General features: G+C 65.4%; 22 protein-coding genes and 1 riboswitch. Of the genes, 6 read left to right on the top strand and 16 right to left on the bottom strand.

Annotated features, from left to right (window positions below):
- Positions 1-396: 396 nt before the first annotated feature.
- The 3 genes from ACVW1B_RS39620 to ACVW1B_RS39610 all read right to left on the bottom strand — a co-directional run bounded on the left by ACVW1B_RS39620 (position 397) and on the right by ACVW1B_RS39610 (position 2,137).
- Complete coding sequence (locus ACVW1B_RS39620; protein ID WP_085970696.1) at positions 397-552, bottom strand: Thivi_2564 family membrane protein; 156 nt, start codon at positions 550-552, stop codon at positions 397-399.
- Positions 553-661: 109 nt separating this feature from the next.
- Positions 662-1,291: a DUF2865 domain-containing protein gene (locus tag ACVW1B_RS39615; protein WP_225645131.1), complete on the bottom strand. Its 630-nt coding sequence runs from the start codon at positions 1,289-1,291 to the stop codon at positions 662-664.
- 27 nt (positions 1,292-1,318) lie between these two features.
- A complete protein-coding gene (locus tag ACVW1B_RS39610; protein ID WP_456777843.1) occupies positions 1,319-2,137 on the bottom strand; it encodes a L,D-transpeptidase in 819 nt (272 codons plus the stop codon).
- 227 nt (positions 2,138-2,364) lie between these two features.
- Between ACVW1B_RS39610 and ACVW1B_RS39605 the strand changes: the two genes are divergently transcribed.
- From ACVW1B_RS39605 to ACVW1B_RS39595, 3 genes are all read left to right on the top strand, one after another.
- Positions 2,365-3,477, top strand: coding sequence for an AI-2E family transporter (locus ACVW1B_RS39605; RefSeq protein ID WP_456777844.1), 1,113 nt, complete (start codon positions 2,365-2,367; stop codon positions 3,475-3,477).
- A gap of 113 nt (positions 3,478-3,590) precedes the next feature.
- Positions 3,591-3,962, top strand: a complete 372-nt coding sequence (locus ACVW1B_RS39600; RefSeq protein ID WP_016842979.1) for a DUF883 family protein — start codon at positions 3,591-3,593, stop codon at positions 3,960-3,962.
- 166 nt (positions 3,963-4,128) lie between these two features.
- A complete protein-coding gene (locus ACVW1B_RS39595) occupies positions 4,129-4,572 on the top strand; it encodes a hypothetical protein (protein ID WP_456777846.1) in 444 nt (147 codons plus the stop codon).
- 107 nt (positions 4,573-4,679) lie between these two features.
- Here ACVW1B_RS39595 and ACVW1B_RS39590 read toward each other — a convergent pair whose 3' ends face one another.
- The 6 genes from ACVW1B_RS39590 to ACVW1B_RS39565 all read right to left on the bottom strand — a co-directional run bounded on the left by ACVW1B_RS39590 (position 4,680) and on the right by ACVW1B_RS39565 (position 7,941).
- Positions 4,680-5,072: a hypothetical protein gene (locus ACVW1B_RS39590; protein WP_092086566.1), complete on the bottom strand. Its 393-nt coding sequence runs from the start codon at positions 5,070-5,072 to the stop codon at positions 4,680-4,682.
- 352 nt (positions 5,073-5,424) lie between these two features.
- On the bottom strand, positions 5,425-5,598 hold the full coding sequence (locus ACVW1B_RS39585) for a hypothetical protein (protein WP_310883139.1): 174 nt from the start codon (positions 5,596-5,598) through the stop codon (positions 5,425-5,427).
- Positions 5,599-5,734: 136 nt separating this feature from the next.
- A complete protein-coding gene (locus ACVW1B_RS39580) occupies positions 5,735-5,917 on the bottom strand; it encodes a hypothetical protein (protein WP_028334711.1) in 183 nt (60 codons plus the stop codon).
- 83 nt (positions 5,918-6,000) lie between these two features.
- Positions 6,001-6,927 (bottom strand): DMT family transporter, encoded by a 927-nt coding sequence (locus ACVW1B_RS39575; RefSeq protein ID WP_253604681.1) that lies wholly within the window; start codon positions 6,925-6,927, stop codon positions 6,001-6,003.
- Positions 6,928-6,968: 41 nt separating this feature from the next.
- Entirely contained in the window at positions 6,969-7,649 is a 681-nt protein-coding gene (locus ACVW1B_RS39570) for a transglutaminase-like domain-containing protein (RefSeq protein WP_456777847.1), read from the bottom strand.
- Positions 7,650-7,719: 70 nt separating this feature from the next.
- Positions 7,720-7,941, bottom strand: coding sequence for a hypothetical protein (locus ACVW1B_RS39565; protein ID WP_057016139.1), 222 nt, complete (start codon positions 7,939-7,941; stop codon positions 7,720-7,722).
- A gap of 207 nt (positions 7,942-8,148) precedes the next feature.
- Between ACVW1B_RS39565 and ACVW1B_RS39560 the strand changes: the two genes are divergently transcribed.
- Positions 8,149-8,403: a hypothetical protein gene (locus tag ACVW1B_RS39560; RefSeq protein WP_310883143.1), complete on the top strand. Its 255-nt coding sequence runs from the start codon at positions 8,149-8,151 to the stop codon at positions 8,401-8,403.
- Between the two features lie 187 nt (positions 8,404-8,590).
- Here ACVW1B_RS39560 and crcB read toward each other — a convergent pair whose 3' ends face one another.
- The 4 genes from crcB to ACVW1B_RS39540 form a co-directional block, all read right to left on the bottom strand.
- Positions 8,591-8,977, bottom strand: coding sequence for a fluoride efflux transporter CrcB (gene crcB, locus ACVW1B_RS39555; protein WP_310882002.1), 387 nt, complete (start codon positions 8,975-8,977; stop codon positions 8,591-8,593).
- Entirely contained in the window at positions 8,974-9,147 is a 174-nt protein-coding gene (locus ACVW1B_RS39550) for a hypothetical protein (RefSeq protein ID WP_225161321.1), read from the bottom strand. Before ACVW1B_RS39550 ends, crcB begins: the two co-directional genes overlap by 4 nt.
- A 68-nt stretch (positions 9,148-9,215) precedes the next feature.
- Positions 9,216-9,276, bottom strand: a riboswitch (Fluoride riboswitch).
- A 62-nt stretch (positions 9,277-9,338) separates the two neighbouring features.
- Complete coding sequence (locus ACVW1B_RS39545; RefSeq protein ID WP_456777848.1) at positions 9,339-9,461, bottom strand: hypothetical protein; 123 nt, start codon at positions 9,459-9,461, stop codon at positions 9,339-9,341.
- Positions 9,462-9,498: 37 nt separating this feature from the next.
- Positions 9,499-9,675 carry a hypothetical protein gene (locus ACVW1B_RS39540; RefSeq protein WP_194295308.1) on the bottom strand — a complete coding sequence of 59 codons (177 nt, stop codon included), beginning with the start codon at positions 9,673-9,675 and terminating at the stop codon, positions 9,499-9,501.
- Positions 9,676-9,854: 179 nt separating this feature from the next.
- Here ACVW1B_RS39540 and ACVW1B_RS39535 point away from each other — a divergent pair, with 179 nt between their 5' ends.
- The gene (locus tag ACVW1B_RS39535) at positions 9,855-10,097 is read left to right on the top strand and encodes a hypothetical protein (protein ID WP_310882003.1); all 243 of its coding nucleotides are present in this window, start codon (positions 9,855-9,857) and stop codon (positions 10,095-10,097) included.
- 28 nt (positions 10,098-10,125) lie between these two features.
- On the opposite strand, the gene ACVW1B_RS39530 is transcribed toward ACVW1B_RS39535, so the two are convergent.
- The 3 genes from ACVW1B_RS39530 to ACVW1B_RS39520 form a co-directional block, all read right to left on the bottom strand.
- A complete protein-coding gene (locus ACVW1B_RS39530; protein ID WP_310882004.1) occupies positions 10,126-10,263 on the bottom strand; it encodes a hypothetical protein in 138 nt (45 codons plus the stop codon).
- 57 nt (positions 10,264-10,320) lie between these two features.
- Positions 10,321-11,202 carry a DMT family transporter gene (locus ACVW1B_RS39525; protein ID WP_456822887.1) on the bottom strand — a complete coding sequence of 294 codons (882 nt, stop codon included), beginning with the start codon at positions 11,200-11,202 and terminating at the stop codon, positions 10,321-10,323.
- A 102-nt stretch (positions 11,203-11,304) separates the two neighbouring features.
- Positions 11,305-12,027, bottom strand: a complete 723-nt coding sequence (locus tag ACVW1B_RS39520) for a TetR/AcrR family transcriptional regulator (RefSeq protein ID WP_253609809.1) — start codon at positions 12,025-12,027, stop codon at positions 11,305-11,307.
- Positions 12,028-12,142: 115 nt separating this feature from the next.
- Here ACVW1B_RS39520 and ACVW1B_RS39515 point away from each other — a divergent pair, with 115 nt between their 5' ends.
- Positions 12,143-13,354: a cytochrome P450 gene (locus ACVW1B_RS39515; protein ID WP_456777850.1), complete on the top strand. Its 1,212-nt coding sequence runs from the start codon at positions 12,143-12,145 to the stop codon at positions 13,352-13,354.
- The last annotated feature ends 23 nt before the right edge of the window (positions 13,355-13,377 follow it).

The following is a 13,377-nucleotide window of genomic DNA, read 5'->3' as shown; positions in this document are numbered from 1 at the left end:
CGACAAGCAAAAGCCCCGGCGATAAGCCGGGGCTTTTTTGTTGGCGCCGCAAGTAACGCCGGGAAGAGCCGGACGCGATCACCTGCCGTCGCAAGGGCGCACTGCCAAATTATCGAAAACAACCCCATGCAAAGGTGCCGGCGGATACGGCGACTGTTCGACACGACAACTTGACTCGTCGGGCAAATCAGCTCTACATTTCCATTATCCCGAAATCGTGCAGACGCCCTCGCCGTGTCACCCCCCGCTCATGCATGCGCGGGTGACGACACCGAGAAGCTGTTTGACAGCTTGAATCACGACCGCCGCCATTGTCGTCCTTGCCTAGTGCGCAATTGCGCACCAGGCAGGGACGACGATGAGCATGGTTGCGCTTCGCTCCTTGCAATGACGGATCTAGAACACCGCCAGATACTTCAGCAGCGAGATGATGCCGATGATGATGACGACGGCGCGCGCGATCTGCTTGGCGCGGCCGTCGAGCGGCAGCATGTTGATGAGATAAAGAACGAGAATAACGACAAGGAAGGTGACGAGTACGCCGACGAGCATGCGGAGCCCCTGATGGCATCGGTGAATGTGCTGTTCGCCCTTTGCTAACGTGCGGGAGGCAGGCCGGTTCCGCGCCAGGAACAAAGCGGCCGCCGAGGTGTGATCGACGCTACTCGCGCGCCACCACTGCCGGCCGGCCATATTTGGCGCGGATGCGATCCGGCGCCGGCGTGAAGTTGAGCTGCGCGCCGCGCCGGTCCGGACGGCTCACCGACATCAGCCCGTCCTTGCCGGCGACAATGTCGCCCTTGCGCAAGGTCGGATCGTCCTCGATTTTCACCGCGGCGAGGCCGACAGAGTCCTTGCCGTTGCAGGTGCAGCCCGAGACCAGCTCGTCGCGATAGCGGAACGCGTTCGGCAGCTCGGAATACGGCTTGCCGTCTTCCGTCGCAGCGTTGTCGATATTGCCGCCATAGACCACTTCGGTCGCGCTCGCCGGACAGAAGCTGTTGCAGCTTTCCGCCTTGCTCTGGTTGCCGGTCGCAGCAAGCGGGAAATAGCGGCCGTCGCAGGTCCGCACGCAATAGGCCTGGCCGACGTCATAGCGCGGACGGCGCTCGACCCGCGGCATCATAGGCGGGCCATCGTCGAACGGCATCCGAATCATCGGCGGGCGGCCCTGCATCAAGCCGCCGAACAGTTGCGAGAAGAAATCCTGGGCTTGCGCCGCAGGCGCAAGGGACAGGCCAAGCACTGCCGCGGTCCCGAACGCCCACCGCCTGGAGTATCGCGTCACCATCACCGGCCCTCAGTACAACATCGATCGTCAGTACAACGAGGAAGCCGGCGGGATGTTCATTGCTTGACGCCCGGACGGCAGCGTCGTCACCGCGGGGCGCGGCCGCACCGCGGCCGGCCGGACCGAGATCTGCGTCGTGGTCGGGCCGATCTCGCGCGCGGCGAGGTGCGGCGCGTTCTTCGGCAGCACCACGACCCTGGTGCCGACATCGACCCGGCTGAACAGGTCGGAAACGTCTTCATTGGTCAGGCGGATGCAACCGGACGAGACGAACTTGCCGATCGTCGAGGGATCGTTGGTGCCGTGGATGCGGTATTCGCTCGAGCCGAGATACATCGCGCGCGCACCGAGCGGGTTGCCCGGGCCGCCGGCCATGAAGCGCGGCAGATAGGGCTGGCGCCTGATCATCTCGGCCGGCGGATGCCAGTCCGGCCATTCGGCCTTGCGGCTGATGGTCTGTGTGCCGGCCCAGGTGAACCCCTCGCGGCCGACGCCGACGCCGTAGCGGATCGCCCGGCCGCCGCCGAGCACGTAATAGAGCGCGGTGTTGCCGGTATCGATGATGATGGTACCGGGCGCCTCGGTCGTGTTGAGCGCGACGGTGGTCCGGCGCAGCCGCTCCGGCAGCGCGCCGTCCTCGCCGGTCCCACTCGAGGGGTCGTTCATCACCTCGTCGGCGGGAAATGCGCCCGGCTGCGTCGACGCATAGCCGAGCGCGGAAGAACGGACCTGGGCGCTGGCCGACGTGGTGACGACAAACGGCGTCGCAAACAGGACGCTGGCGAGGGCAAGGGTGCGCGCGGCGCGCGACGCAAGCCGGCGGCTGGAAACAGACTGCTGTGTCATGTGCTGCCCCTGGACGGGATGCGCATCGTGGTGATGCGATGCCCGGCCAACGCGGATGGTCGCGAGTCGGTTCCGCCGCGAATCGTCGCGAAGCCGCGATTGTCAACCCGTCACGTCTCACGAACGCGCGACGGAACTTTCCGGGGAGCGGCCCGTTGTCATCGCGCCATTCGACGCGCGGGGCGACCACGCGACGGGCTTGTTCGTCCTCACGCGGGAGGAGTTCGGTGCGCGCCTTTCCAAGTGAAGACCTGCTTGGCAAAGCGCCCGAAGGCACGCCAGTCCCCGACAGCAAGATCGAACTGCCGCCGGTGGTCAGCCGCGCCGAGGCCGTCGCTTTCGCATTGATGGCCCTGCTGGTTATCGTCATCGTCGCGGTGCTCTATTTCGCACGCGCCTTCTTCCTCCCGATCACCATGGCCTTCATCGTCGGCACCATGCTGTCGCCGGCGGCGGGCATGCTCGAACGGTATCGGATTCCGCGCGCACTCGGCGCGGTCGTCATCGTGATCGCGGTCGGCGCCGCCGTCAGCTTCATGGTCGGGCTGATTGCCTCGCCGGTGATGGAGTGGAGCTCGCGGCTGCCCGAGCTCGGCGCGATCCTGAAGGAGAAGCTGCACGTGTTCGACCGGCCGCTCGCGCTGTGGCAGGAATTGCAGACCATGGTCGGCGGCTCCGATACGCTGGCCACGCTCCAACTGCCGAAATTCGAATGGGTGCAGCCGACGCTGGAATTCCTGTCGCCGACCTTCGCCGAATTCCTGCTGTTCATCGCGACCCTGATCCTGTTCATCGCAAGCTGGAAGGATCTGCGCCGCGCACTGGTGATGGCATTCAGCGAACGCACGGCGCGGCTGCGTACGCTGCGCATCCTCAACGAGGTCGAGACCCATCTCGGCAATTATCTCCTGATGGTGACCATGATCAATGTCGGCGTCGGCATCATCACCGGCGCGATCTGCGCGGCAACGGGCATGCCAAACCCGGCCGGGCTCGGAGCGCTCGCCGCGACGCTGAACTTCGTTCCGATCATCGGGCCGATTGCGATGTTCGTCGTGCTGGTCGCGGTCGGCATCATCGCCTCGCCGACCATCGGCGCCGGGCTGATCGCGCCGGCGTGTTTTGCGGTTGTGACCTTCATGGAAGGACATTTCGTCACGCCGACGATCGTCGGCCGCAGGCTGTCGCTGAACGCGCTGGCAGTCTTCCTGGCGCTGGCGTTCTGGACCTGGCTATGGGGCCCGATGGGCGCCTTCCTGTCGTCGCCGCTCCTGATCGTGGCACTGATCGTCAAGGAGCATTTGATGCCGGTCGATTCGCCGCAGCTGCCGGAGGAGTAGCAAGGCGTTCTCAAGCGAGGCCGGCACCGTTTGAAAGCCCGGTTTCACGGCTGGAACCATGCACCGCGCGGCGCGTTTTTGTTCCAGCACGCAAGTTCTCCGGGAGCTTTTCGATGTCGAGCACGGACAGCGCATTTGGGATCAAGAACATGACGGACAAAGCGACCTACGAACGCCTTGAAAAGGATGTCACCGCCGTGAAGAACGATATCGCCGCCCTCACCGAACAGATCACCGACGCGCTGAACTCGTTTGCCAACAACGCGGGCAAGCAGGCCCGCCGCCGCTACAAGGATGCGCGCGCCAGTGCGGAAGATACACTCGACGACATGTCGGAGCGCGGCAGCGCGATGATGGGCGCGGCGCAGGATGCCGCATCCTCGATCGAGGAATCGCTGGAAGATATGATCACCCAGCGGCCGCTGGCGACGGTCGGCCTTGCGCTCGGTCTTGGCTTCCTGATCGGCGTCACCTGGCGCCGCTAGGCAATCTGCGGTCTCCGGGGGATGAGCCCCATAGTGGCGATCACGCGGAAACCACCCCTCTGGATGCGATGGCGGCGCTGGCGCGCCGCCGCCGCGTTTGTCGATGCGCTTTTCAAGGCAAGGTTCAAGGCAAGATTCAAGGCAAGGTTCAGGGCAGGGCTGGTCGATGCTTCAGCGGCTGATCAATGACGTCAAGGATTCCACCGGCAACGCGCTGCGGCTGACGTCGCTGGCCGCGGCCGCCGCGATCGCGCTGTTCATCACCATCGCCTTTCTTTGCGCGGCCGCCTTCGTCTACGTGCTGCGGCATTACGGGCCGGTGGAAGCGTGCCTCGCCGGCGCCGCGCTGTTCCTTGTCGTCACGCTGATCGCCGCCAGCGTCTACATCGTGCGCAAGCGCGAGATGCGCCGCCGCGCCGAGAAGGCGGCAAAGGCCGCCGCGGCCAATGTGTTCGCCGATCCGGTGGTGGTCGCCACCGGCCTGCAGATCGTGCGGGCCATCGGCGTGAAGCGGCTGATCCCGATCCTGGCGATCGGCGGCCTCGCACTCGGGCTGATGGCAAGCCGCAGCGCCGCCAGCAGCGGCGAGGCGGACGAGGAGGAGAAGTAGGCTACCGGGCCAGCTACCAAGCTCCGCCGTCATCGCCCGCGACGGCGATCCGGTACGCCGCGCCCTATCGGCTCGCCCGGACAAACAAGCCGGGCGATGACACCTACTCAGGTCACGCAGCGACCGGGCTGCAACAGCTTGGCCACTTCGGTCAGCACGCTGACCACGGGCTCGCAGGCCACCTTGCGGGTGTCGCCGGGCCGTGCCCGAGCCGGCACTGCGGGGCGATGGCGCGCCTCTTCCTTGGCCACGGGGACGCGGACCAGCACCGACGTATCGGGAAGCCGCTCGACCTTCAGCGCAACGGTCCGGCTCGGCAGGCCGGTGACTGGAACCGTGGCACGGTCGGTCTTGGCGGCGCGATTGACGGCGCTCTCCGGCGCCAGTGCGGTGGTGACCTGCTGGCGGCCGATGAGATCGTGGCCAGATGCCAGCTGGACGGCGCCAAGCGTCAGCCCAGCCGCCAGCGCAGCGAAAATTCCCATCTGAATCTTTGACATGGTGATGTCCCTCGCCCCATGGAAATTCGCTCGACGATCCCTTGGCGATCCCGGACACAACGCGAACGAAACCCGCGGGGTTCTCGCGTCCGGCCATCACTTAACCGTGTACGAAAATATTTTCGCTTGTGCGGAACGACTCAGGGGGTGTGCGAGTCATTGGAAGAGCCGGTTATTCCCCCTGCCCCATTGACCGGCGACGTAGGGCGCGACCGTGGTGATGCCGGTCGCGCCCTGCTCTTTTTCTGGTGTGCCGCGAACGATGCGTCAGCCGGCCTGTCGCTCACCGGTCGCAATCGAAAAATCTGAAACCAAAGGCCCGGTCCTCCCACTCGCGAGAGGACCGTCCGCGTCAGGCATTGTCGTTCGATGGCATGTCCTGGGATCGAACAACCGTCACTTCATGGCATGACGGGCAACGGCCGACGTGAAACTTGATTCCGGTTGTCTGGTCGTCGACGAGCATCAATTCGCTCAAGGGCTCACCGCATTTGCAGGTGACCGTTTTCTGATCGGCAAAGTACATCTGACGTCCTCCATAAGCCTGGAGATTTCTCGTCTTCGGGGCGAGCTTGTTTGCGCCGTGCTCGCCCCCTCGCTTCCGCTCCTTCTCGGTCGATCAGATCCGGGCCATCCGGATTGGTGGGTGTGACTCCAAGCGCTTATTTCGAAGCGGATTTCGCCTTCCGTGACTCCGCGGCTTCGCGCGCCTGCCGCTCGGCCTTGAGGCGCTGGAAGTTGTCGTAGAACGCCTTCTCGTTGGCGCGATGCTCCTTCATCGCCTGCGATGCATCTTGCTGACGCTGCGCATCACGGTCCTTGCGCTGCTGGGGAGTAAGATTCATGCGACCTCCGACTAAGCTCTTGAATCAACGCCGGATTCAACGCACGAGGCCGGAAAAGGTTGCACCTTGGGAAGGAACTGGATCTATTTGCGCAGGCTCGCCCAGACGCCGCCGAGGATCAAAAGACCGCCGACCAGATGGATCAGCTTCGGCGGCTCGCCGAGGATGATCCAGGACAGCAGCGCGCTCGCGATCGGTGCGACGTAGAGCACCAGCGAGCTCCGCACCGAGCCGAATCTGGCGCCGAGCCAGGCGAAGCCCGCATAGGCGATCAGGCCGGGCACGAGGCCGGCGAAGACATAGGCCTCGAACGCCCGGGTGTTGAACACCTCCGCCGGGGTGGCCCACATCTCCTGGAGCGCCGGCGGCAGCGAGCACAGCGCGCCGGCCGCCGAGAACAGGCTGACCCGCGCCAGCAGCGAGGCGCGCGGCGCGACGCGCGACTGCAGCAGCGTGTAGCCGGACCAGCCGAGCATCGCGCACACCACCAGGAGATCGCCCCAGGCCGCGCTCGATTGCGTCAGCGTTTCCAGATGACCGCCCGAGACGATCAAGAGCGCACCGCCGAGCGCCAGCGCCGTACCGAGCCATTGCAGCGGACCGATATGCTCGATGCCGAGCGCCGCCGAGATCAGCAGCACCATGATCGGCGACAGCGCGAAGATCAGCGCGATGTGGATCGCCGTGGTCGTGATGCCGGCGATGTAGACCGGGCCGCCGCACAGGAACATGCCGAGGAAGCCGGCGGCGAGGATCGGCCAGAGGTTCTGCGCCAGCGGGATCTTGCCGTCGCGGATCGCTGCGATCGCAAACGGCGCGAGGCCGATGGCGATGATGCTCCAGCGGAAGAAGGCGAGTGAGAACGGCGGCACCGAGCCGGCAAGCCCGCGCGCCAGAACCTGGTTGGAGGCTTGCCCGACCGCGACCAGGATGAAGCCGGTCAGCGCGACCGCGTCCTCCCAGCCTTTGGCGGGGCGGCTGACCTGCGCTTTCGGCAGCTCCGCATCCATGACACCGCCCCCTCAGCCGGCGCGATAAGCTCGCACGTCCGCTACTGCTCGGCCGCTTCGCGCTCCATGTCGCGGCCGGCGAGATCCTCGCCCTGCATGTTGGCGTATTCGCGCGCCATCTCGCGCATCAGGAATTTGGCGGGGACGTCGTGATAGCTGCCGTGGTCGTTGACATACTGCATGTAGGCGCGCCCTTCGCCGTCGAAGGGATGCAGCAGCGCGTCGGCGTGGCCGTCGAAATCGAGCGGCTTGACGCCGAGCTTGGCGCACAGCGTGTCGTTGAAGGTCGGGGTCGCCTTGCGCCAAGCGCCATCGACGAACACTTCGGTGAAGCCGTGCCAGGTGAACAGGTCCGAACCCATGCTCTGGCGCAGCTTCTCGGTGGTGAGATGGTTGCGCACATCGGCAAAGCCGATACGCGCCGGGATGCCGTGGACCCGGCAGGCCGCGGCATAGAGCGCCGCCTTGCCGACGCAGTAGCCGTTGCCGGCGGCGAGCACGCTGGAGGCCCGGTAGCTCTCGGGCGAGCGCATGCTGACATAGGGGTTGTAGCGGATGCCGTCGCGCACCGCGGTGTAGAGCCGGCGCGCCTTGTCGCGCGCGCTGGCGTCAGACGGAACGGCGGCGCGGGCGAACGCCTCGATGGCGGGATGGTCGCTGTCGACATATTCGCCAGGGTCGGTGTAGAGGCGGCTGATCGTATCGGGGAGATGCTCGGTCATGGCGCAAGCTTAGCAAGCCATCTGCGCAGTTCAATGCAGCACGCGCAGCCCTTCCGCAGCCCTGCCCCGCTCAGTTCTTGAAGTGTTCGTCCAACTGCGGCGGCGGGTAGCTGCGCCGCCTCGCCTTGAAATATTCACGTGCGAAATGGATGCCGATCCCGATCAGGAACGGCGGCGCAAGCGCGGCGGCGATCATCAGCGCGGTGAGCGACTTCGGCGTCAGGATGTCCAGCACCATCGACGCCAGCAGCCACAGCGTGGCAGCAATCACCGCGACGTCGATATGCTTCATTCCCCGGTCTTTCCCTTGGTTCCTGGCTGCCATCCGGGTTCCATCCTACCGGCTGGTCCCGGACGCGCCAAGGATTCCGGGCGGCGGACGGTACCTCCCGCCCTTCACTTTCATGTTTGGAACGGCGCTTGCGCCGGCCACGTTGGTGCAGAAGTCCTGGATCCAGGATCAAATCCTGATCCGGATCCGCCGAGCACGGAGGCCGCGATGGGCAACTCCAGTGACATCCACAGCGGCGTCGACCATCCCGCCAGCCGGAACGGCGTCAACGATCCCGTCGACGGCGTCGATGTGAAGCGAAGCTTCAACGACAACCAGACGCCGCACGAACGTGCGCAATGGGCCGCCGATGTGCGCGCCGACGCCACGCCGAAGCGCGGCGAGCCGTTCCTGCCCGAGGCGCTGAGACGGCCGCCGACCGCACCGCTCAATCCACGCACCGGCCGCCGCGCGACTGATTAGCGCCTAGCGAGACTGGTATATCCATTCGTCAATTTCGCCCCGTCATCCTGAGGTGCGAGCCTTGCGGCGCAATTGCGCCGCTGGGCGAGCCTCGAAGGATGTACGGCCACTAGCCTGGCCGTGCATCCTTCGAGACGCGCGTTCCGCGCTCCTCAGGATGACGGAAAAGCGACCGCTTAGCTGACCATCAAGTCGTGAACGCCCGCACCAGCAGCAGGCCGCCGAACAGCGCGAGAATCGAAAGCGCAACGGAGGCTGCCATGTAGGCGCCGGCCGACCATAGCTCGCCGCGCTGCATCAGCACGATCGCATCGAGCGAGAAGGTCGAGAAGGTGGTGAAGCCGCCGCAAATGCCGACGGTGAGAAACACCCGCATCGCCTGGCTGGCATTCCAGCTCAGCGCGAACGCCTCCGCGAAGGCGCCGATCAGGAATGAACCCACGATGTTGATCACCAGCGTGCCCCAGGGAAATTCCGTACCGACAAGGCGCCCCGCGCCGATCGCCACCAGATAGCGCGCGACCGATCCCAGCGAACCGCCGATCGCGACCGCCGCCAACAACTGAACGTTCAATGCTCCACCTTTCCGGCTCGCCATTCGACGAAGCCCGCCACCAACCCAAGCACGAAGGTCGCCGCGACCAGCTCGCCCGGCGCGCCGACCAGCAGGGCGACGACACCGACGAGCCAGATCGACCCGACCAGCGACAATGCGATTGAGAGTGAACCAGGAAGACCCGTCATGCGCTGTCCCTTCTCATTCGCGGGACACGGCGGGTCGGCGGTGGCGCATGCTCCTACCGACGCTGTCGCGCCCGGTAGGAGTCATCAGCCTTGCGGCGGTTATCGGGGGACTCCATCCCCATCAACATGGGAATGGTAGGCGGGTGGAGCGGCGGGAGCAAGTGGGCCGTTCCGCCGTTTCGCTTCTCGGCTCAGCCGGCCGGCGACAGCATCGCGTTCAATTCGACGGCTGTCCGCAGTTGCTCGATGCGCGCGACGATCTGCTCGCGTTCGGCACCGCGCGGCAGTTGCGCGAGCCGGCTTTCAAGTCGCACGCGGTGTTCCTCGAGGCGCTGCTCGAATGTGTGGGGTTCAGATCGCTTCCGCTTTTGAATCGTCCTCTGCATTATCGACCTTTGGCGGTTGAAGACCGGGGCTGTTGGCCCAGCGGTCCAGTTGCTCGATGACTTTCGCGTGGCTCGGACGCCGCGGTTTCGGGGCTTCCGGCTCCTCGGATAGCTTGCGGGGAAGCTTGACGTGGTTGGTCATGGCATCTCTCCAGCAGCATAACGAGATGGGTGGCCGGACCGTTCCTTTATTTTTTATCTAAGCTATTGATTTCATTTGATAAATTTACTCAATCAGCGTTTTTGTCTCAACCGATGGAACCACACGCGAGTTTGGCGGTTTAGCAAATTACTCAACAAGCTAAGTCTGGGTGTTTTGCGATGAATGAGCTTCGCGCTGAGCGTCTTCAGGTCATGCTATCGCCGGAGGAGTTGGCAGCCCTCGACGATTTCCGCTTCAAGCACCGCATGCCGACCCGCGCCGCGGCGGTCCGCGAGCTGCTCAAGCTCGGTCTGGCCGGCATTGGCGTCGATGGGGGGGCAGGAGTGAAATCGAGCGATTATGGGGTGTTCAACCGAGGCCCTGAGGGGCACACCCAAGGGGACGCGCCGCAAGAGGATTGAGGGCGCGTTGGCGCAAGGGTTGGCAGTTTCAACTCGCGAACAGGTCGACAATCGCCTTCAGGCTGCACACCACGAGGGCCGACGTGAACATCGCCGTGCCGAGATCTGCGAGATAAAGCAGTTGCGCCCTCTGCTCCGCATCAAGCCGCGCGATCGCCTTGCGCATGGCCAAGCTCCCTTTTCGGGAGAACGCGATGCGCCGATGTCCGTTCCCTCCTTTGCGTCAGGCCCGCTGCAGCGCCAGCGTCACGCCGCCGAGCGTCAGTGCCATGGCGCCGATCTCGCGCAGGCCCAGCGGCTCACCAAGAATGATCGCGGCCGACACCACGCCGATGACAGGCACCAGCAGCATGCCCGTTGACGCCGATGTCGGCGGCAGGCGGCGCAGCGTCTCGAACCAGGTGAGATAGCAGATCCCCATCGGCATCAGCGTCATATAGGCAAAGCAGCCGAGTCCGAGCGGCGTGATCGCGGCATAGTTCGGATGCTCGAAAAGGATGCCGAGCAGGAGCATCACGAGGCAGCCGATGCCGACCTGCCAGGCGACCACCGCGAGCGGCGGCATCGGCAGCGGCTTGCGATTCAGCACGTTGCCGAGCGCGAACAGGATGGCGCAGGCGAGCGCCAGCGCGATACCGGTGAGCTTGTCGGCGCTGAACGCAAAGCCATTGCTGCCGAGCAGGAGCGCAACGCCGGCGACGCCGAGCACCAGCGCCCCAAAATCCCGCAGCGTCGGGCGGCTGTGCAGCACCGGCCAGGCGAACAGCATCGCCCAGATCGGCATGGTGTAGGCGAGCAGCGCGCCCTCTCCGACCGTGACGAATTTCATCGCGATGGTGCCAAAGCCCATCCAGGCGAAGACGTTGGTGAAGGAGGCAAACAGCAGCCGCGGGATCGCCTCGCGCGGCACGGCGAGCGATTGTCCGCGGGCCAGCGCCAGCGTGCCCAGGATCACCGCCGCGCAGGTGCCGGCAAGCCCGCGGGCGAACAGCGGCGGCCATTGCTGCAGCAACAGCTTCATCAGCGGCCAGTTCAGGGCCCAGCCGAAGGCCGTCACCACCAGGCAGAGAAAGCCCGCCGTTCTATCGCGCTGCGTCGTATCCATGGGCGGCGCTTAGCAGGCGAACGCCCGGGATTCCACATCGCTTCGCGTATGAGGGGGACGTGGCCTATGCAGGGACGCGCGGCACGTGCGGACACCGCTCCGTCAGGCGAAGGTGCCGATCGTGATCCGCGGCCAGCCGTCGTTTTTCCGAGCGGCGGCAAGCCTGGCCGTCCAGGCATCGATCAGGCTTGCGATGAGCAGGCGGCCGGTGCCGCGCATGTCGGGCAGTTTCATGGTCGGCGTGCCGAGCGCGAGCGCGACCACGCCGTGGGTCGCCGCCAGCAGCGCGGTTGCGAGCCGCTGCGGCAGGCCAGGCGCCGGCTCGGCGCCATGTGCCGCCAGAAATTCCCGCACCGAGATCACGAACATTTCGTAGCTGCGGCGCGCAATCTCGGTCTCGCCGAAATAGACGCCGTCGGGAAAACGGCGGTCCTCGATCGTACCGGACATCGAGAACAGTGAGCGGAAGTGATCGGGATTGTCGGCCCAGTAATCGAGATAGGTTTCCATCACGCGCCGCAGCCGCAGATCGCTGTCGGCCGTCTCCGCGCGGACCCGCTCGAGGCGTTCGGCGACCGCCTCGAGATTCTGCTGCTTCACCGCGAGCAGCAGCAACAGCTTGGTCGGGTAATATTTGAGGACGGTGCCCTTGGAGTAGCCGATCGCGTCGGCGATCTTCTGGATCGATACGGTCTCCAGCGTGCCGGCGGCGAACTCCTTGCGCGCGGTCTTAAGGATCAGCGCCTTCAGCGCCTCCTTGTCGGCCTCCTGGCGCGCCCTGCGCTGAAAGCGCCGTGCGCCTTTGGCTCGCTCCACGATCGACATCCCCATCTGCCTCGCGCCTCCATGCCGCGCACCCGCCCCAATGGCAACCCCGCCCTTGCACTATGCGAGTTAATTGACTATGGTCAATTAACTAATGACAAGACGGGAGGACCCGATGAGCAGCCAAGCGAGCTCCCTTGCAGGCGAAATGGCCCGCAGCGATTTCGATCCGTTCAGCGCGGCGACGCGGGCCGATCCCTACGGCACCTATGCGGAGCTGCGTGCCGCGGCGCCGGTCGTCCGCCTGACCAAATATGACATCTGGGCGGTGCCGCGTTTTGCCGAGGTCAAGACGATCTTCGGAGACCATGTCAATTTCAGCAACGCCGGCGGCGCGGGACTTGCGAACCACTTCACGGAAAAGCCGTGGCGACCGCCAAGCATCGTGCTGGAAGCCGATCCGCCGCTGCACACGCGAACCCGCGCGGTGCTGGCGCGGATCCTCTCACCCGGCGCGATGCGGCGGCTTGCAGATGATTTCAAGTCAACGGCGACGCGGCTGATCGACGGGCTGGTCGAGCGCAGATCGTTTGACGCCATCAAGGACATCGCGGAGGTGTTTCCGGTCAGCGTGTTTCCCGACGCGCTCGGCATCGACCAGGAGGGCCGCGAGAACTTCCTGACCTATGGCGCGATGGTGTTCGCCGGCTTCGGGCCCGAAAACGATTATTTTCGCGATCTGATGCAGCAGGCGCCCCGCGTGCTGCCCTGGGTCGCGGCGCGCTGCCAGCGCGAGGCGCTGCGCCCGGGCAGCTTTGGCGCGCAGGTCTATGAGGCGGCCGACGCCGGCGAGATCAGCGCGGAGGAAGCACCATTGCTGGTGCGTTCGCTGCTCTCGGCCGGGCTCGACACCACGATCAGCGCGATCGGCATGGCGCTGTACACGCTTGCGCGCCATCCCGAGCAATGGTCGCTGCTTGCAGCCGATCCGTCGTTGTCGCGCGCGGCATTCGACGAGACGCTGCGCTTCGATTCACCGGCGCCGTTCGTGTTCCGCACCACGCCGAATGACACCGAGATCGCCGGCGTCAGGATCGGCAAGCACGAGAAGGTGCTGCTGCTGCTCGCCTCCGCCAACCGCGACGAGACGCGCTGGGAGCATGCCGACCAATTCGACGTCAGACGGCGGCTCTCCGGACACATGGGCTTCGGCATCGGCATCCACGGCTGTGTCGGGCAGATGGTGGCGCGGCTGGAAGCGGAAGCCGTAATCACCGCGCTCGCCAGCCGCGTCAGGCAGATCGAGATTGCGGGCCCCACGGCCTTCCGCGACAGCTCGGGCCTGCGGGCGCTCAGCACGATGCCGGTCCGCGTGACGCCGCAGTAACGTCGCGATCGAAGGCTTAAAAA

It is taken from the genome of Bradyrhizobium sp. USDA 4502 (genome assembly GCF_054063355.1).
This window is presented reverse-complemented; position numbering and strand designations above follow the sequence as displayed.